Origin of the sequence: Polyangium jinanense (assembly GCF_028435265.1) — a bacterium.
Lineage (GTDB): Bacteria > Myxococcota_A > Polyangia > Polyangiales > Polyangiaceae > Polyangium > Polyangium jinanense.
Genome location: NZ_JAGTJK010000031.1, coordinates 19670 through 37789, shown reverse-complemented (window position 1 = coordinate 37789; position 18120 = coordinate 19670). Strand labels below are relative to the sequence as shown.

At 67.9% G+C, this 18120-nt stretch carries 11 protein-coding genes; 3 read left to right on the top strand and 8 right to left on the bottom strand.

Annotated features, from left to right (window positions below; translation table 11 throughout):
• Window positions 1-83: 83 nt before the first annotated feature.
• The 4 genes from KEG38_RS37035 to KEG38_RS37020 form a co-directional block, all read right to left on the bottom strand.
• Window positions 84-566 carry an SMI1/KNR4 family protein gene (locus KEG38_RS37035; protein WP_272425131.1) on the bottom strand — a complete coding sequence of 161 codons (483 nt, stop codon included), beginning with the start codon at window positions 564-566 and terminating at the stop codon, window positions 84-86.
• Between the two features lie 12 nt (window positions 567-578).
• Window positions 579-2279: a PAAR-like domain-containing protein gene (locus KEG38_RS37030; protein WP_272425130.1), complete on the bottom strand. Its 1701-nt coding sequence runs from the start codon at window positions 2277-2279 to the stop codon at window positions 579-581.
• On the bottom strand, window positions 2276-3235 hold the full coding sequence (locus KEG38_RS37025) for a DUF2169 family type VI secretion system accessory protein (protein WP_272425129.1): 960 nt from the start codon (window positions 3233-3235) through the stop codon (window positions 2276-2278). The genes KEG38_RS37030 and KEG38_RS37025 overlap by 4 nt, the downstream gene beginning before the upstream one ends.
• A 61-nt stretch (window positions 3236-3296) precedes the next feature.
• Window positions 3297-5396 carry a type VI secretion system Vgr family protein gene (locus tag KEG38_RS37020; RefSeq protein ID WP_272425128.1) on the bottom strand — a complete coding sequence of 700 codons (2100 nt, stop codon included), beginning with the start codon at window positions 5394-5396 and terminating at the stop codon, window positions 3297-3299.
• Between the two features lie 829 nt (window positions 5397-6225).
• Between KEG38_RS37020 and KEG38_RS37015 the strand changes: the two genes are divergently transcribed.
• A complete protein-coding gene (locus tag KEG38_RS37015; RefSeq protein WP_272425126.1) occupies window positions 6226-7101 on the top strand; it encodes a hypothetical protein in 876 nt (291 codons plus the stop codon).
• 504 nt (window positions 7102-7605) lie between these two features.
• Here the strand turns inward: KEG38_RS37015 and KEG38_RS37010 are convergent.
• The 4 genes from KEG38_RS37010 to KEG38_RS36995 form a co-directional block, all read right to left on the bottom strand.
• A complete protein-coding gene (locus KEG38_RS37010) occupies window positions 7606-8109 on the bottom strand; it encodes a hypothetical protein (protein ID WP_272425124.1) in 504 nt (167 codons plus the stop codon).
• 24 nt (window positions 8110-8133) lie between these two features.
• A complete protein-coding gene (locus KEG38_RS37005) occupies window positions 8134-10254 on the bottom strand; it encodes a vWA domain-containing protein (RefSeq protein WP_272425123.1) in 2121 nt (706 codons plus the stop codon).
• Between the two features lie 13 nt (window positions 10255-10267).
• Complete coding sequence (locus KEG38_RS37000; RefSeq protein ID WP_272425122.1) at window positions 10268-12403, bottom strand: SLC26A/SulP transporter family protein; 2136 nt, start codon at window positions 12401-12403, stop codon at window positions 10268-10270.
• A gap of 533 nt (window positions 12404-12936) precedes the next feature.
• The gene (locus KEG38_RS36995) at window positions 12937-16032 is read right to left on the bottom strand and encodes a tetratricopeptide repeat protein (protein WP_272425121.1); all 3096 of its coding nucleotides are present in this window, start codon (window positions 16030-16032) and stop codon (window positions 12937-12939) included.
• A 345-nt stretch (window positions 16033-16377) separates the two neighbouring features.
• Between KEG38_RS36995 and KEG38_RS36990 the strand changes: the two genes are divergently transcribed.
• On the top strand, window positions 16378-16977 hold the full coding sequence (locus tag KEG38_RS36990) for a hypothetical protein (RefSeq protein ID WP_272425120.1): 600 nt from the start codon (window positions 16378-16380) through the stop codon (window positions 16975-16977).
• A gap of 147 nt (window positions 16978-17124) precedes the next feature.
• On the top strand, window positions 17125-17856 hold the full coding sequence (locus KEG38_RS36985) for a mechanosensitive ion channel family protein (RefSeq protein ID WP_272425119.1): 732 nt from the start codon (window positions 17125-17127) through the stop codon (window positions 17854-17856).
• Window positions 17857-18120 lie beyond the last annotated feature (264 nt).

The following is an 18120-nucleotide window of genomic DNA, read 5'->3' as shown; positions in this document are numbered from 1 at the left end:
AGGGGTAGAGGGTCGGGGTGTCAGCGGCGGTGGGCGGTATCAATGTGTCGGGCATTGGGCTGTTCCGATATTCGAGTGGGCACCTATTCGCATTGGTCGTCGTCCTCTTCCCGGAGATTGTTCAAGAACTCCGTCAGGCTGTTCGCGAGCAGGTACACGTTTCGGTAGTCCTGCCGGCTCAAACCTTGCTCGTCAAGCTCGTCTTCGTGATCCCAGAAGTAGATCTTTCCCCGACGTTTGCCTTTCCAGCCAATGCAGACGACATTCCCGCCTGCGTCGTCGGCGATGGGGATCAGATCGCCTGGGATGCGCGCATCGTACACCTCCATTGCGCGATCTAGTCGCTCGGTCTCTCTGCCGTGATGGATACCAAAAAACGCGTCTAGCATAGACGCCTGGCCGTGCCATCCTGGAACCACGAACGTATCCGGTTCCGGCCATCCGCCATTCGACTTGAGAAGAAACTCCCTGTATTCGGCAGGGAGCACCACGCTCCAGCGCGCTTGAAAGCCAGCGATTTCCTCGGGGGAAGTGGCACCATGGGGGTTTTCGGTCTCCATTCGCATGGCCTCTGTCTCCTATTGTGCTCCCGCCATGCCGCCGGTGTGAAAGAATTCTCGATGAACATCCTTCTTGATCAACTGCATCGTTTTCCCGTCTTGATGGTGATGCCACGTGTACTCTTCAGTCTTCCTCTTCTTCTTTGTGATTCCTGCGGCTTCGTCGGCGCGGGCAAAGTCCTTGTCGTAGCTCCCCGTAAACTCAATCTCCACATCCTTCACCTCCGGATGCTTGTACCGGGTAAAATCCGGGAACCCATCTTTATCATACGTAACCTCCACCCCATCTTTCCGCCTGAACGTCGTCCCGTCGGGATTGTCCCGCACCGTTCCGCCGTTCTGCTCCCACTTCGCCCGGTCCGGCTGATGCGGCCTCCGCGGCTTCTTCGGGCCGCCCCCGTTTCCGCCGGTCTCGCCCCCCTTCCGGCCCCCACCACCACCGGGAGCGAACCCCCCATCCCCGGGATTCTTAGGCGCCGTCCGGATCCCTCCGACCCCACCTCCCTTCTTCCTCGCGATCCGCTTCTTCGCTGCCTGCTTCGCTTTCCGCACCGCCGCCGCCGCATTCGCGAGGTGCGCTTGCCACTTCAGCAGCAACCGATCCAGCTTCGCCAGCGCCTTCGCCGCCCGCGCCGCCTTGATTCCCTTCCCCGCGAGATCCCCGACGTACGGCGCCGCCGCCGAGACAACCGAGATCCCCGCTCCGAGCCAGTCCCCGTCTGCCAGGGCCAGCGCCGCGCCGGTGAGGTCCGCGACCGGCGTAGGGTCCACGATCCCGGCGACGTCCACGCCGGCCTTGAACCCCTCCCACGCAATCGCCTCGTTCGTCTTGTCCAGCTCCGCCTTGCACGCCGCCTCCTCCTCCAGCGCGGCCTTGACGTCGGGGTCCGCCAAAACCTCCGGGTCATCATCGGCGATCTCGTCGGCCCGGTCCAGCTCATCGGACGGGACGAACCCCTCCCCGTCGTCGCCGAGGTAGAGCCGCCCGTTCTCGTCGATCGACACCTCGTCCGGGTCCACCTCCGCCTCGGGCAAACTCCCCGTGGACGTCTTCCATTCGTATTGCTGGCTCGCCGGATCGAACGCCCCCGCGCTCGCTTTGTACGTCTTCGACCCGTCGGGGTTCGTCGTGATCTCGACCCGCTGCACTTCCACGCGCTGCGTCGCCGGATCGAGCACCGTCCGCTCGCGCACTTCCGTGATCGCGCCCGTCTCCGGGTCCTCGCGTGTCTCGCTCGTCTCGCTCGTGACCACGCCCGTCGCCGGATCCACGACCGTATTCGTGCTCTTCGACAAACTCACGCCCGGCGCGGAGGCCACCTCGTTTGTTATCACAAGCCGACCGTACGTGTTCGCGGGTCCATCGGGCCCCGCGCAATTCATGGCAAAAAGGTCCCCCTCGCGGACGAGCCAATGGTCGCCCGACATGAACGTCGAGCTATGCTCAACGGCCCGGCAGTAACCTCGATTGACGCCCGAGATGAGCCCACCGCCCGTCCCGGCCTCATTGCCCTCCACGTGCGGAATGCGGCTCCCCGTGGTGAAAGCAGGTTTTCCGCAGACGAGGTGCTTCGGGTCTGTGCCTTCGGCATTTTCGAGCCGCGCGATGATCATGTACGGCACCGGCATCATTGTGTTGCCAACCGGCGTGAGGCATACGTCCGGAGCGATGGACACGACCATCGCCTCGCCACATTCGCGTGCCCACTCCCCACTCATGCGCTACCTCCAACCGCCGCGGCGCGCATTCCGATATGCACGCTGTCCACTCCACCCTTGAACAACGGTAACGCGACGCGCCACGAAAGCTCTACCCGCAGCTCGTCCGCATCGATGACAACGGTGTCCAGCCGCGCTGGGGAAGCATGACGAAACCCCGAGGCATGCACAGCGCCCGCGGCCACGAGCAACGAAGGCAGCCGAAAAGCCAGCTCTGCGTGCTCCGGATGCAGAGCCGTGAGTGTCACTTCCTCGTCACCTCGAAGGAATGCGTCAGCGCACAGGTCGGGATGGGCTGCGTTCCAATACGTGCCATCGAAATCTTCGGGCAGACGGCGTCCTTCCTGCGTCGCCCATGCCTCCCCGAACGTTCCCGCCCGCGCGCGGCGAGGCTGCCATGTCCTGGCGATGGCTCCGAGTCCTTCCACCGGATACGGCTCCCCGAACACCGGCGCGCGCCCGTCCTCGCGGAGGAGCTGCGGCGCCGCGACGAGCTGCGACGTGTCTGCCGTCCGTGGATTGCAGTAGCCGACCCCCACGGGGTTCGCCTCGAACCCATCGCCCCCGAACGCGAGTTCATACCGCAAGGGTACGCGGTGCACCGGGACGATCGGGGTGAGGGACCAACCGAGTAGCGGCGCATGCACCCATGCGCGCGGCCCGGTGACGGTCACGTATCTCCGCACGGCTCCCACGCGCACACCGGCGCGCCATGCGGGAGCGCGCTGGCCGCCCGGCGCGTATGCCGTACCATTGACGATGATGTCGGTGCATACCTTGAATGGCGCGAGGTCGTCCTCGTAGCGCAGGCTGGAAGGCTTCTCCGCCGCCCAGGGAACCGAGGCGATGCGAATGCGTGAGGGGGACGTGGACAAGCGCAATGGCTTGCCCTTGTCCACGTCGAATATGCCCTTTGCGATGATCGCAACGAACGGGTCGCCCGCGAGGTCCACCATCGGAAACGCCATCGCCGCGAGCGGCGTACGGTTGTCGAGCTTCATGGTGATTGGCCTCGCATCAATTCGATTTGATGGGATCCCCCACGAGGTGCAGCGACGCGCCGCCTACCTCAGCGGCCCCCGATGCGAGCACGCCTATCTCGGCGCCGCTCACCCCGATCTTCGTTCCGCTCGCCGTGACGGGGCCCGTCGATTGCAGCACGATCTCGGTCCCGGAGATCGTCACCTTCCCGGACGGTTCCAGGGTGATGCTTGCCGCGCCGGTCTTGATCGTTATCGTATCCCCGGCCTGAATGATCTGCGTAGCTCCCACCTGCACGGAATGGGCGCCGGCGATCTTCGTCTCGCTCGATCCGCCCACAGATAGATTGTGATCCCCGCAGATGCTCACGTTCTGATCGCCCCCCACGTCGAGCACGTCGTTGACCCCCACGACGCGCGTGCTCGATAAGCCGACCACTTGTCGCGCGTTGTCCTGGACGAGCTGCGCGGCGTTGCGCCCTACGATGGTCTCGGCGTCACGCGTCACGATCGCCTTGCGGTCCCGTCGCACGGTTTCGGTCTGGTCGCGCTGCACGGTCGACACCATGTCCCGCTGCACTGTCGCGTGCATATCGCGTTCGGCATGCACACGAATGAACTCGCCGCCCTTCTTATCCTCGAAGAGAATCTCGTTATATCCGTTTCCGCCCGGCGAGGATGCCGTCCTCCATCCGCTCTGCGTCTTACTCGCTGGTAGCGAATATGGCACCTTTTGCAGCGCTGTATGCACACGACCCACAATCATCGGCCTGTCCGGGACCCCGTCCAGGAAGGCCACGAGCACCTCCTGGTCGACGCGGGGGAGGTTGAGCGCGCCATAGCCCGCGCCGCTCCATGCCTGGCTCACCGGGATCCAGCACGAACTCTGCTCGTCCATCGTGCTCTCCCGATCCCAATGAAAATGCACGCGAACGCGGCCGAATTCGTCGCAATGGATCTCCTCGCCATGGGGGCCGACCACGGTTGCCGTCTCGATGCTCTGCGCGCGAGGCGTAGGCGTCACGCGCGGGGGGCGGTATGGCAGCTCCACGCTGCGCGCTTCGCACACGTGCGTCCAGTCGCCGTCCTGCGTGCCGTCGAGGCGAGTCCCCACGACGAGCAGGCCCCGCGCGAACTCCGGGCGCGGATGGCCGTCCACGTGGACCACGACGCCCGGCGCGAGATCGAGCGCGTTCGTATCGAAACCGAACGTCACGGCCCCCTCGCGCTCCGCTTCGAGGCGCTTCTGTGCGAGGCTTCTCGCGACCCGTTCGTCGCTCCGATACGCACCCCGATCGTCTGCTACCGGCGTGCCCCCGCCCGGGTTGGCTTGGTAGAGGAAGGCGCCAGGATCGGCGCGGAAACGTTCGAGGCGCGTTTCCACGTCGAGCGCTCGCGCATCGGCTCGCGCCTCCAGGGGATAGGCCGCGGAGAGCCGGTGGTCACGATCCCGCATGACAAAACGGCCGGGCCGCAGCTCGCGGCCAGCCTGCGCGCGCGTCGCGTATTCGCCCGTCACCATCGTCACGTCGGCCTTGAACGGGAGCCGCGTGGGTCGCGGCTCCGCGCGATGCGGCGCGTCCGAGAGGACGACGACCGTCTCGCCATCCTTCTCCTCGAAGAAATACGAGATGCCAGCGTCCTCCAGCTGCCGGCACAGGAATGCGTGATCCGATTCGTCGTATTGGGTGCGCAACTCGCGCGGTTTGTACGTCTCCGACAACCGAAGCTCACGGGGGATCTGCCAGTCGTCAAGGAGACGCGTCGCGATCTCGGGCTCGGAGAGGTGCTGAAAGATGCGCCGGTTTACACGCTGCGTCAGGAGCCACAGCATCGGGACGAGCGTGATCTCGTAGGTGGAGAGCCCGTCTTCCTCGACGCGGATCAGGCGCGCGCCGCAGCAGATGCCGCTCCACGTGCGCTCCTCCGCGCCGCGCCGGATGGTGAAGCGGGCCCGCTGGCCGACCACGTCGTCGAAGGACAAGGCCGCATCGCTGGAGAACGCTTCCAGCGTGACGGAGAAAAGGCTTGAAATTCCCTCCGCGATCGAGAAGCGCCGGACATCGAGCGCGGTCTGCGAATCCAGGACGAGCGAGAGCGTCCCGCCCGGAAGGCGGATCGAGGGCAGCCAGACCATGGAAGGTCCCTTCCGTTACCGCAGGCCACGGCGAGCCACCCCCGCGGCGCTGTGCGCGGGCCTGCGTTGTTCCTGGCGATCCTTGTGCCTCAACACGCGGAACGCACGCAAGAGGGAGGAGCGCTTGCTAGGACACCCAATGTCCGAACGGAACAGGGGGCGGAGATTCAGGCAACCGTCGGCGCACGGCCAAGATGGCGCGCGAAGACTGCTTCGCTCGCCACGGCCCCCTCGCATCTTCCTCTCACGCAGAGCCGAACGAGATGCTCGCCGACGGCCGCCCTCCTGTTCTGCCGCAAAAACATCCCTCGTTCTCCTCCGACGCCCGCCCCGATTTCGCCCCACCCGCGCCCCTGCCGCGCGCGCGTCCTCCGATCTGCGCCGCGCCCGTCGAATGGCGATGCAGTCGCCCCCCGTTCGGCTCCGGGAGCGCTCCGGGAGCGACACGCCGGCCGGCGGTACGCGCGAAACCGCCCCCGGCTGCGCCCGCCGGCCGCCACCGGTTTTGGGGAACCATCCCCGGCGGCGCCCGCCGCCCACCCTCGTTCCTCCGCGAAACAGCTCTTCCCCGAACGCCGCCCCTGTTTCGCCCCCGGACCACCCCCGTCTGCTTCCTACCGTCGTCCTTGCGCCGCCGAACGGACCCCGTCCGGCCCAGCCCGACCTCGTTCCCAATCGCATGGATGAAAAGCCGCCAAACGCGAGCCCCGATCCGCGATGCGCGACGCGGACGACGGGACGCCCGAGGTTCGTCCCGCCGTGGGCGCCGACCCTTCCGCCCCGTACGATCCCCTTGTCTTCTTCATTGGGGCTTGGTACCGTCGCCGCCATGGGAGTACGGGTCCTCGGCTATCGCATCGGTCTTTTCACCCTCCTTCGGGAGCTTCAATATACTTTCTCCCGAGCGGTCCAGGAGCCCCTGGCCGCAACCTACGTGCCCGTCTTCCAGGAGCTCCGCGAGCAGTGGAAGCTCATCCTCCTCGAGGAGATCGAGATCCTCGACGCATTGGCGCACGCGCAGGCCGCGGTCGACAAGGCCGACGGGGGGCTCGACGGCTTCGCCGGGCGCGTCTCGCGCGCCGTCGACGACCACACGAGCGGCAATACGCGCAAGCAGCTCCGGACTGCGCTCTTGAAGAACAAGCCGCTCGGGAAGTTCCGGCGGCCCGTGCTCGGCGGGCAGCTGCAATCCATGACCGATTGGAGCGAGACGCTCACGAAATGCGGCGTGCCGGCGCTCGTCGCCATGGCGCCCGAGGCCGACGCGCTCGTCGCCGCGGGCCAGAGCGCCGAGGAGCTGCGCAAGAAGGCGCAGGGCAAGAACCGCGATTTCCGCGACATCGGCGCGCGCAAGCAGTTCATCGACAAGGTCAATGGAGCCCGCAAGGAGTCGCACGGCGGCCTCGCCAAGCTGCCGTTCCAGCACGCCACGCTAACGTCGAGCTTCGCCGATGGCTTCTTCTATAGCGAGCCGCCGCGAGAAGAGGAGGAGACGATCGACGAGGTCAAGACGTCGATCGCCGAGCTTCTGGCCCAGCTTGAAGAACGTCAGGCCTTCCTGAAGAAGCTGGAGGAAGAGGCCGAGAACGAGGCCAAGGCCGCCGCGGAGCAAGCGGCGCAAGCCCAGACGGCCGAGGATCTGGAAGCGCAGGCGCAAGCGCTGCTCGCGCAGGCCGCCGCGCTGAAGGCGAAGTTGAAGAAATAACGCCGTCCGCCTTCGCTCCCTCCTTCGTCTCCGCAAAAGCTTCGCGGCTTTCCCCCTCTCCGAGAGCCTGAGCATTGGTCTCATCTCGAAGCCGCTTCGCTGGGGCGTTGCCCCAGACCCCACCGGGGCTATCCGCCCCTGGACCCGGACCAGCGCAAGCGCTGGACCGATTGTCGATGAACTGCGCAGCGCGCAGTTCATCGAACAGGCCGAGTCAAGACCGGCAACGACCCTGCCACCAACCGCGCTGACATTTCAACCGGCAACGCTGTCCCTGGTCTTGCCACCGGCCTGTGGGAAGAACTGCGCAGCGCGCAGTTCTTCCCGAGACGTCCAGGGCTTGCCCTGGTTCGGGTCGAGGGGCGAATAGCCCCCGCGGGGCCCGGGGCGGCGCCCCGGCGCGGCGGGTTGCGATGAGACCAATGCTCAGCCCGAGAGCGGGAGGAGAGGAACGTACCAGAGTCGGAAGGGCCGTGGAAAGCGGATCTTTCCAGGCCGCGGCGCTCAAGGCGCGGTGGTGAACGTCGACGTGGCGAGCACGTACTCTTTCTGGTCCGTCATGCCGCCAACCTGCTTGACACACCACCACCCCGCCGTGAGCGTATACTCGGTCGCCGGCATGAGCTCGTAGGTGGAATAATCACCCTGGGCATCGGAGCCGATGTCCTTGACCACGAGGGACGAGCCCCCCGGCCCCGTCACCTGCTCGAACCGATCGGGGATCCCGTCCGAGAACTCCATTCGCATCTTGACGTCGACGGCGACGCCCGTCGCACCGTCCGTGGGAGCGACGATCGTCGCGGTGTAGGGGCGTCCCTCGCAATCGGCGAACGGGTCCGCGCCGCCGCTTCCGCCGCTTCCGCCTGCGCCGCCGCTTCCGCCTGCGCCGCCGCTTCCGCCTGCGCCGCCGCTTCCGCCGGCGCCGCCGTTTCCGCCGCCGCCGCCCGAGCTGCAGGCCGAGACGACCATCGAAATGAGGAGCAAACCTGCCAAGGCCAATCGATTCATTTTAAGCTACCTTTCTCTGTATGTTCAACGCGGGCTCCACCAGAAGACGAGCCCCGTCCCCTCGATCGCATATTTCACGCCCGGCGAAACGCGGAACCAGCCGTTCACGAGCCGCGGTTCGCGGGGCTCGCCCGCGCTGAAATCGTCGTCGCGGGGGAGCTCGGTCGCGCGTTTGCCGGCAGCAGGGCGCGCGAGGACGGCGCCGCCGGGGCCGGCGCGGAGCTCGACGACGCCGCCGCGCGGGACGGGGCCCATCGGGCCGATGGTGACGCGCGCCGATCGATAAAGACCCGCCCGCGCCTTGGCCCCGAGCGGGAACTTGGCCTGGCGCGGGAGGTCGGGGTCGCGGCGATCTTCGTAATGGAGGATCGCGGTGCGCCGGAACCGCGCCGGGAGCATGAGGCCAATGACGAGGAAGAAGGTGAAGAAGGCGACGAGGAAGATCTGGATGTTGCGGCCGTGGCGCTCCCAGAAGGTGAGCGGGACGATCGTGACCGGGACGCGGACGGAGACAGCGCGATCCTCGAAGCCCTGCGGCTTCTTGGGGACGATGCGGAGCGTGATCTCGCGCGGGCCCGGGGGCATGTCGCGGCCGACATCGAGGGTGACGTCGAATTGTTTCTTCGTGGCAGGGCCAATCTCGACGTCGCGATCGGAGAGCCTCATGCCCGAGCGGTTGCCCTCGTTCTCGAGGTGCTCGTGTTCGAGGTCGGCGAAGATGAGCTCGCCGACCTCGCTGCCTTCGAGGGAGATGGTGGCGACGGCGCGTCCGTCCTGTTTGACCGCGCCAAACGGCGCGGCGACGGCAGCTTTCAGGTGAATCGGCGGAATGACGCGGACCGGGGCGCCGCGGGCCTCGCGCGTGAGGACGCCCGACTCGCCCGGGCTCATTCGGCCGAGGAGGCACAAGGCGCCCTTTTTCGAGGGCGTGATCGGGGCCTCGAACGAGCCGTCCGGGAGCGAGCGGAGGGGCACGGGAGCCGCCGAGGCGAGGGTCGCGTCGTCGCAGGTGTTCGCGCCTTCCACGGACACGAGGGAAAACGCGTGACGATCGAGGAAGGTTTTCGAGGGAGCTTTGCCGCCCGGGGTCGCGAGGCGGAGTTTTATCGTGGCGCTCTTCCCAATTTCGAGGACTTCGGGCAAACCCGGGAACGTGAGGTGCAAATCGAGGTTTTGCAGGACCGCATACCGGCCACCGGTGCCGCCGCCGGAGACGTCGAGGCGATACGCGCCGGGCTCGGGGGCGTCGAGGCGCAGGAGGCGGTAGGCAGGGTTGTCCGAGAAATACACGCCGGGACGATCACCCGCCGTGGAGACCTCCGCGCCCTTCGGATCGAAGAGGCGCATGCCGAGCTTGGGGGGGCCGACGAGGACGAGGTCGAGCGAGCTCGCGCCTTCGTCGACCGGGACGGAGATCGAAGGGGCGGACGCGCCCTCGGAGAGGCGGCTGCCGAAGAGGCGGGCGTAGATGTCGGCGAAGAGGCGCGGGAGCTCGTCAGGGCGATCGGTGGCGACGCCGATGCCACCCGTGCGGCGGCCGAGGTCTTCGAGGAAGGCGCGAGGGGCGCTCTTGGACAAACCGACGGCGTAGATGCGCGTTTTGCCGAGGGAAGGGACGAGGTCGTCCAAGACCTTGGTCTGGCAAACCTGCTCGACCCTGGTCTTGCCGCCGGCCGCGCGCGCGGCGTCGGCGAGCGGGCCACGCGGGTCCGGATCGCAGCGGCCGTCCGTGAGGAAGACGATGAGGTCCTGATCGCCGGGAGCGCGAGGTTTGCCCTCGAGAAGGCGGCGCGCGCCTTCGAGGCCGGCCGTGAAATCGGTCCAGTTTCCATCGTTGCCGACGGCGCGGACGGCCTGCTTGATCCGAGCGCGATCGTCGGGCGTTCGCACGACGACGAGGGTGGGCATGGCGTCGCGCGCGGCGCCGTCGAAGCCAACGACCGCGAGCTCATCGCCGTTGCGCGTGAGGTCGACGAAGAGCTCGGCCGCGACCTTGCGGAGCTCCTTCGGGTCGGTGCCACGCATCGACGAGGAGGCGTCGATGACGAGGACCGTGCGGAGCGCACCGTCGGCCGCAGCGAGGCGCGGCGCGAAGATCGCCGCAGCGATCAGCGCGGAAGAGAGGAGCCTCGGGAGGGTCTTCATGGCGCCTGCCGCGTCAGTTGAAGAGCGTCTTCGAAGCGCCCGTCGCGAGGACCATCCGCTCGGCGAGCAGGCAAACGACGAACTGGTGGAACGAGGCCGCGAGGTGCGGCGCTTCGCGCGTCATGCGCTCGAGGGAGTCGAGCGAGAGGCGGTAGAGGACCGTGGGGCAAAGCGTGACGACCGTGGCCGAGCGGCGTGTGCCAAGGTAGAGGCCCGACTCGCCGACGACGGTGCCCGGGCCCATCGTGCGCAAGCGTTTGGTCCTGCCGCCGTCGAGCTCGAGCCAAGCCGTGAGCTCGCCGGACTCGATGAGGTAGAGATCCTTGGAGACGTCGCCCTGGCGGTAGATCTGGTAGCCCGCAGGTGCCTCGACACGTTCGAGGTACTGGAGGAAGCCGGAGACGAACTCGCGGGTGCGGAAGACACTTTCGAGTTCGTCGACGAGCTTCGTCGGCGGGAGCATGCTCGGCGGCGCGGCGCGCAGGATCAAGTTCTCGCACCACTCGAGGCCGTGATCGAGGTCGGGGAAGAAGCGGACACGCTTCGATCCGTCGGCAAATCCGCCACGCTCGAGCTGCTTGCGGACGGCGCTCGGGAGGTCGGTGAGGCCGAGCGTGATGCCGTTCGACTCGGCGAGCTTGCGCAGGCGGACGAAGGAGAGGACCGCCGAGGAGTCGATGCCGTCGACGTGGCGGAAGTCGAGCAAGACGTACCGCGTGGGGCCAGGATCGTCGCTGAGGATGCGGTGGTGCACGCGCTTGAGCAGCGAGTAGGAGGTGCCGAAGAAGATGTAGCCCTGGAGCTGGAGGATGTAGAGCTCCTTGCCGCGCTCCTCCAGCGTGAGCTCGTCCCCGGCGCCGCGCTCGACGTTGCTGCGGACGTCGGAGCCGACAGCCGCACGCTTGATGACGTCGATGCGGCTGTAGTTGACCGCGAAGAGGACGGACGAGACGACGATGCCGACGCCGATGCCCGGGAGGAAGCCGATCCACGCGATGACGACGAGGATGATGACGACGAGGCCGTACTCGACGCGCGGGAGGCGGAACCAGGAGTCGTAGATGGTTTCGAGGAGGAAACCCGAGCCGAGGAAGACGAGCAGGCCGCCGAGGACGGGCTTCGGGAAGTACGAGAAGACCGAGGCGCCGAAGAAGAGGGCCGCCGCGCAGATGCACGCGGAGAGGATGCCCGCGACGCGGCTCTCGGCGCCGGCCTTGTGGTTCAAGGTCGACTCGCTGAGCGAGAGGTACCCGACCATGCCGAAGCCGAGGCCCGCCGCGAGGTTCGCGATGCCCGTCGCGCGAAGCTCACGATCGAGGTCGATCTCGCGCTCGGTCGCGATCTCCAGGCCCGAGGCGTTGAGGAGGATCGAGATCGTCGCGAGCATGGTGATCGCGAGGAGGTTGCCCGAATTCGCGCCGATCTCGGCCCAGTCGATGCGGAGCGCGTCGGAGGGCGCCATCGGCGGCCAGAGGGCGCCGCTCGGGAAGGGTCCGAGGAGCATGCCGCGATCGAGCGCCTCGGAGACGGTGCCGCCCGCCGCGTAGAGAACGCCGTAAAACATGGCGACCGCGAACACGAGCAGGCCCGGCAAGAGCATGAAGTGGTGGTAACGCCGGAGCAGGATCGTCAAGAAGGCGCCGAGCGTGAGGCCCGGGACCCAGTTGACGATCGCCTCGGCGCGGAGGAGCAGCGGCATGGACGCGAGGGAGAACTCGGTCCCCGCCATGACGGAGATGGAACCCGTGAGGAGGAGCCAGCCCGTGCCCGCGAGGAAGCCGCCAACGACCGGGTACGGGATGAAGCGGACGAGGGTGCCGAGGCGAAGGCCGCCAAGGATGAGGAAAAGGCCACCCGTGACGAGCGCGGAGAGCGAGCAGACCGCGACGATCGTGGGGAACGGGTCGCCGCCCTTGGCCGTGATGTGACTGCCGATCGCCGAGGCGACGAGGGCGAGGACGACAGCGGTGTTCTCCTGCGGCGCGGCGATGACGGGGCGGAAGGAGCTGCCGAGGGCGACGATCGCGCCGATGATGGCCGATCCCGCGAGGGCCATGCCGATGCCCGCCGGCAGGTACTTCGTGAGGTTGCCCGAGAAGATGAGCGCCGCGAGCGTGATGCTGAACGTGGCGACGAGGGTGCCCGACATGGCGCCCGCGAAGAGGCCGGAGAGGAGGCGCGATCCACGGAGTCCACGCCCGACAGAGGGCGCGGGCGTCGAAGGTATCGGCGGACTCTGCTGCCCTTCCATCGTCGTCGAGAGAGGCTCGGGAGGCCGTCATCTTCGGCGAACAAGGGCTCCCCTGGCAAGGGCGGCGCACATGGTCGCCCTCCAGCGCACAACCCCGGGGAGGCGCTGAGCTGGGGCGTTGCCCCAGGCCCCACCAGGGGCTATCCGCCCCTGGACCCGGACCAGCGCAAGCGCTGGACCCGGGGTCGATGAACTGCGCGATGCGCAGTTCATCGAACAGGCCGAGGCAAGACCGGCGAGCGACGCTGCCAAGCAAGACCGCCGCGACTGGCAACACTGTCCCTGGTCTTGCATCGGCCCGTGGGAAGAACTGCGCATCGCGCAGTTCTTCCCCCTGAGGTCCAGGGCTTGCCCTGGCGCGGGTCGAGGGGCGCGTAGCCCCCGCGGGGCCCGGGGCAGCGCCCCGGCGCGGCGGCCCAAGAAACGCGAGCTCAGCCGAGCTCGCGGGCGATGGCCTGGGCCTGCTCCTGGAGCGCGACGGCCTCGTTCACGTGGCCCTGCTGGTGGTGCAGGCTGGCGAGGTCTCCCAGGATCTTGCCCTCGTCGCGGCGGTTTCCGACCTTGCGTGCGATGTCGAGGGCCTGCTCGAAGAAGGTCCGCGAGAGCTCGAATCGGCCTTGCTCCTTGTGCAGGACCGCGAGGTTCTTCAGCGCGAGCCCCTCGTTCCACAAGCTCTGCGCCTCGCGCGCCGTCGTGAGGGCCTGCTCGTAGAAGGCGCGCGCGCTCTCGATCCGGCCCGTCGCCCAGTTGACACGGCCGAGGCCGAGGAGGCCGAGCGCCTCGGAGGCGCGATCGCCGAGCTTCTGCGCCTCGTCGAGGACACGCACGTGCTCCTGCATGGCCTCCTCGTGCCGCCCCTGGAGCTCGAGGACGTCGCGGCCGAACTCGTACCGCACGACGACGCTCTCCAGCGTGGGCTCGGTCGTGAGCTTGAAGTAGGCGCGGTACAGGCGCTTGGCCTCGCCGTGGGCGTAACGCTCGGCGGCCTTGCGTGCGCCGGCGAGGAAGTACCGGCGGGCGAACTTCGGTTGTCCCGCGCGTTGCCAGTGCCGCCCGAGCGCCGTGAGCTGACCCGTGAGCTCGTCCTCGTGCGCGTTCTCGATGGCCTCGGCCGCGCGGCGATGCAGCTCCTGCAAGCGCGCGCGCGACTGCATCTCGTACGCCGCGTTTCGCAGGAGCACGTTGCTGAAGCGGTAGCGACCTTTGCTCATCGGCGACCAGATGCACTGCTCCTCGCCGACGCGGACGAGCTCGGGCAGGAGCGGGTCGTCGTCCATCATGCGCGAGAGGATGCGCAGGTCGAACTCGCGGCCGAGCGTGGCGGCGGCCTGGACGACGCGCTTGACCTTGGGCTCGAGGCGATCGAGCCGCGCGATGAGCAGGCTGTTGACGTCGTTCGGGAGGAGGAAAATGCTCGGCGTCGAGACGCCCGTGTCCTCCTTCTCCTTCTTCTTGCCCGCGAGCTGATTCGCTTCGAGCCAGTACGTCATGATCTCCTGCGCGAAGAACGGATTGCCGTTCGCGTTTTCGCTCAGGAACATGGCGAGGACCTCGGAGACGGGGCCGCCCATGAGGCCCTCGGCGAGCTCGCGCAGCTTCTCGCGCGAGAGCGGGCCGAGCGTCACGGCGTGCTGCGGGACGTTGTCGTCGAGCTCGATGCGGAAGGGGCTACCGTCGTCGTTGTTGCGGCAGGTGCAGAGGATCGCGACGGGGCAATCCTTCACGGCCTGCGCGACGTGGCTGATCGCTTCGAGCGAGTCGCCGTCGGCCCAGTGCGCGTCTTCGAGGTGGAAGATCACGGGCTGGAGGAGGCTCTCGGCGCGCAGCCAGAGCGAGAGCGCGGAGAGCGCGCCGGCGAAGCGGAGCTTCGGATCCATGCGCTCGTAGACCGAGCCGTCCCAGCGGATGCCGATCATCGCGGCGAAGATGCTGCGGGCCTTTTCGAGCTCGCGCTTGAGCTGAGCCTCGCTGTCCGGGAGGCGGTCGATCAAGCGATCGAGGACGTCATCGAAGTTGACGTGCCTCTCCTCGCGGCCCGTCGCCGACGACTGCGCGAAGTACTCCTTCAGCGCGTACTCGAAGGGGTTCAAGCTCGAGCGGAGCGTCTGATCACAGCGCGCGTCGATCCAGAGGATCGGGCGGTCTTTCTTGTTGTCCTCGAGCTTGCGGCGGTACGTGTCGACGAGGAAGCTCTTGCCGAGGCCGGGCTCGCCGTCGACGTAGGTGATGCCCGCGTTCTCGCCAGCGAAGATCGGACCGAGGTGCGTGGTGAGCGTTTCGAGCTCCTGCTCGCGCCCCACGAGGCCGCGGGCGAGGAACTCGCGCTGCACGGCGACACGCTTGCGATCGAGGGTGTAGGCGCTGATCGGCTGCTCGAAGCCCTTGAAGAGATGATCCCCCGCGGGCTTGAAGTGGTGCGTGCCCTGGGCGCGGACGGAGACCTCGCCGTCGCACCAGAGCTCCTTCCACGGCGCCTTCATCATGAGGCGCGCCGCGAGGTTCGTCGCGGGGCCGAGGCAAGCGAACTCCTTCCGGTCGGTGCCGCCGTTGAAGCCCGCGTACCGGAGGCCGTGGGTGATGCCCGCGCGGATCTGCATCCCCTTCGGCGCGTTCTTGCGGAGGCCGAGCGCGAAGTCGAGCGCGCGCTCGGTGTCGTTCTCGTGCGTGATCGGCGCGCCGAAGTGGATGAGGCAGTTGATGCCCTTGTCGCCCGAGTCGACGCCCGTGAACGTCCCGCCGTAGCGGCTCGCCTCGACGTCGACGAGCTTGATGAGCTCCTCGAAGCTCGGGATCTGATCAAACGAGACGAAGACGCTCGTGACATGGCGGAACTCGCCCTGCGGCGGCATGTCGCGGATCCCAGGCGGGACGAAGTGCGCGCCTTCGCCATGCGGGCGGACGCGCGGCACGGGCGGCAGCGGCATGTCGGAGGTGTCCGCGAGCTTGAGGACGCCCTCGGCGACGGGCGTGACGGCGCGGCCCGGGATGCGCTGCTGGATGGCGAGATCCATGAGGATGTCGCCCTTCTCGGCGTGGTGCTCGATCGAGGCGCACTTGTCGATCGCGGGGCCACGGAAGTAGCAGTACGCGCGCTCGGGTGAGGTGCGGACGATGCCCCACTCGACGGCGCCCCACGAGAGGCCGACCTTGTACGAGAAGGGGAACGTGCCGAAGCGCGTGGCGCGGACGGCGCGGTTCAAGAAGAACTGGCGCATCTTGAGCGCCGCGGCGAGCGCGTGCTCGGCGACGTTGCGCCCCGTCGAGTGCGGGAAGATGGCCGTGAACGCGTCGCCCGCGAAGCCGACGATGATCCCGCCGAGCTCGTGCACCGCGCCGATGAGCGGGTCGAAGTAGAAGCGCAACGTGCCGGCGAGGATCTCGGCGCCCTCGCGACCGTGCGGGAAGAGCTTCTCCGTGAGGTTCGTGAAGCCCGGGATGTCGATGAAGAGCGCCGCCGCCGCGAAGTTGCCTTCGGTCTTCCCCCTCGTGTCCTGGTACAGGATGAAGTCGGGGACGAGCGGGTTCATGTCCGTGGATTCCGGCGCTCCGAAAACGGCAGGCTCCCCCACCGCGGCGTCCCTTTGGTCCCCCATGACGCACGGAGCGAAGTGCCCGATGCGGACGTGGGCGCCACGCGACGCCAGACGTCAGAGTGCAAGGGACGCGAGCAAAAATCAACGGAAGCTTGACGACAGCGCACACGCGATACCGCGAGCGTTGGCTGTCCTCCCACCGCGCCCAAGGAGTGGCAGGAAAGTGGCGGAGGCGCGCGATACCCCCTTGGCGATCTCCTGGGCCTGGGATACGCAAAAAGTGCCCCCGTCCTTCCGTCGACACGGTGCGCGGCGACGAGGGGGTGCGTGAAGAGACGCATGAGCGCGAGAAGACCCTCGAATTCGGAGCACGACGGCGATCTCGTCGATCCCTCGTTCGGGGCAGGTGCGTCGCCGGAGCCGCCCCCCGTCCTTCGGCCCTCGGTCCCTCCGAACCAGAACAACGTCCTCGTCGGCGGCGGCGAGCGCGAGGCGCGCGCCTACGTCGGCCCGACGGCGCTCCCCGCGGCCTACGCGCCGAAGACCGCGGAGACCGCAGGCAAGGTCGCCATCGCGAGCAGCGTCGATCCGCGGCGCATGCCCACGGTGCGCATCTCGACGGGACGCGGGCGTCCGCCGCTCGCGCCCGGTGAGCGCCCCGCGCCGCCCGAGCCGATGATCTCACCGTTCGGCCCGGTGAGCCCGCGCCCGACGCCGCCGCCCGCGTTCGTCGTACCGCATTCCGCGCCGCACAGCGTTCCTCCTTCGGCAAAGGTGTCCTCGCGGCCCGAGCCCGCGGGCAGCCCGGCGACGGCGATCTGGGTGCTCGCGGTGGTGCTCGCGGCCCTCGTCGGCGCCGGCGCGGCGCTCTACATTCGCCGCAACATGGCGGCGCAGCAGCCGCCACCCGCGCCCGCGCCCGCCGCGCCGCACTCCTGACGTCGCCTCGATTTCGTTTTTTTCGCGCGGAAACCGGAGCGCGCGGAGAAACGGACGAAGCCGGCGGGATTCGCCGATCGGACGGAAGAATACGCCCGGTCGAGCCGGTCCGCGCATTGCATTCGTGTCCGGGTCGGAGGACCGAACATGGATCGGAGCACGTATTGGCTCAGGGCTGCGTGGAACGACTTCCTCGCGTTTTTGCCGGATCTCCTGTGGGGTCTCGCCATCCTGATCGTCGGTTATTTCATCGCGAGACTGCTCGCGTCGATCGCGAGGCCGCTCCTGCACCGGGTGGGCTTCGACCGGCTGATCGACAAGCTCGGCATTGCGGTGCGAGCGGACCGGACGGAGCAGGGATCACGCTGGGGCGCGTCGATCGTCTTCTGGGTGACGATGCTCATCGTGGCGATGTACGCGGCCGACGCGTGGCGGCTCGGCGCCGTGGCCTCGGGGATCGCGGCGATCATCGCGTACTTGCCGCACGTGCTGGCGGCGGCGGTGATCTTCGGCGCGGCGCTGCTCTTCGGGAACTGGGTGCGCGCGCGGATGCTCGAGACGAACGGGACGGTCGTGCCGGGCGAGGCGCCGGCGGCGACGACGTCGCAGCGTCCGCTCGTAGCGGGGGCGATCCGGGCGGGCATCCTGGCGCTCGGCGCGTTCATGGCGCTGCGCGAGCTGCAGATCGCCGAGGAGATCGTGACGCTCGCGTTTTCCCTGACGCTCGGCGCGATCGCGCTCGCGGCGGCGCTCGCCTTCGGGCTCGGCAGCCGTGACGTGGCCGGCCGCGTGGCGCGTCGCTGGTACGAGGAGCGGCTCGGCAAGCGTGCCGCCGCGAGCACGTCGGACGACGAGTCGCACCTGATCACGCCTCCATGAGGTGAGAAAGCGCGGCAAACGAGCCGATCCGGGGCCCCTCTCGTCCACGCGGCGGGAGGGGCCTTCGTTTGCCTGGGGATGCGCCGTTTTTTCCCGGTCGTGATCGCAGGCTGCTCGGCGACGTCCGAGCGGGAGCGGAAGCGGCAAGCGAAATCCATTCGTGTACCGTTCTCGAGCGTGAGACCGAATTCGATGGGATACCCATTCGCGTCGTCGACGAATAGGTACGCGAGCGGACGCGGCGGCGGACACGGACCTCGCGCT

Excerpts from the sequence above, each read along its gene's own strand:
- KEG38_RS36995 (WP_272425121.1), bottom strand. The coding sequence starts at position 16,032 with ATGAACCCGCTCGTCCCCGACTTCATCCTGTACCAGGACACGAGGGGG.
- KEG38_RS37005 (WP_272425123.1), bottom strand. The coding sequence starts at position 10,254 with ATGAAGACCCTCCCGAGGCTCCTCTCTTCCGCGCTGATCGCTGCGGCG.
- KEG38_RS37025 (WP_272425129.1), bottom strand. The coding sequence starts at position 3,235 with ATGGTGGACCTCGCGGGCGACCCGTTCGTTGCGATCATCGCAAAGGGC.
- KEG38_RS37030 (WP_272425130.1), bottom strand. The coding sequence starts at position 2,279 with ATGAGTGGGGAGTGGGCACGCGAATGTGGCGAGGCGATGGTCGTGTCC.
- KEG38_RS37015 (WP_272425126.1), top strand. The coding sequence starts at position 6,226 with ATGGGAGTACGGGTCCTCGGCTATCGCATCGGTCTTTTCACCCTCCTT.
- KEG38_RS37010 (WP_272425124.1), bottom strand. The coding sequence starts at position 8,109 with ATGAATCGATTGGCCTTGGCAGGTTTGCTCCTCATTTCGATGGTCGTC.
- KEG38_RS37000 (WP_272425122.1), bottom strand. The coding sequence starts at position 12,403 with ATGTCGGGCACCCTCGTCGCCACGTTCAGCATCACGCTCGCGGCGCTC.
- KEG38_RS36990 (WP_272425120.1), top strand. The coding sequence starts at position 16,378 with ATGAGCGCGAGAAGACCCTCGAATTCGGAGCACGACGGCGATCTCGTC.
- KEG38_RS37035 (WP_272425131.1), bottom strand. The coding sequence starts at position 566 with ATGCGAATGGAGACCGAAAACCCCCATGGTGCCACTTCCCCCGAGGAA.
- KEG38_RS36985 (WP_272425119.1), top strand. The coding sequence starts at position 17,125 with ATGGATCGGAGCACGTATTGGCTCAGGGCTGCGTGGAACGACTTCCTC.
- KEG38_RS37020 (WP_272425128.1), bottom strand. The coding sequence starts at position 5,396 with ATGGTCTGGCTGCCCTCGATCCGCCTTCCGGGCGGGACGCTCTCGCTC.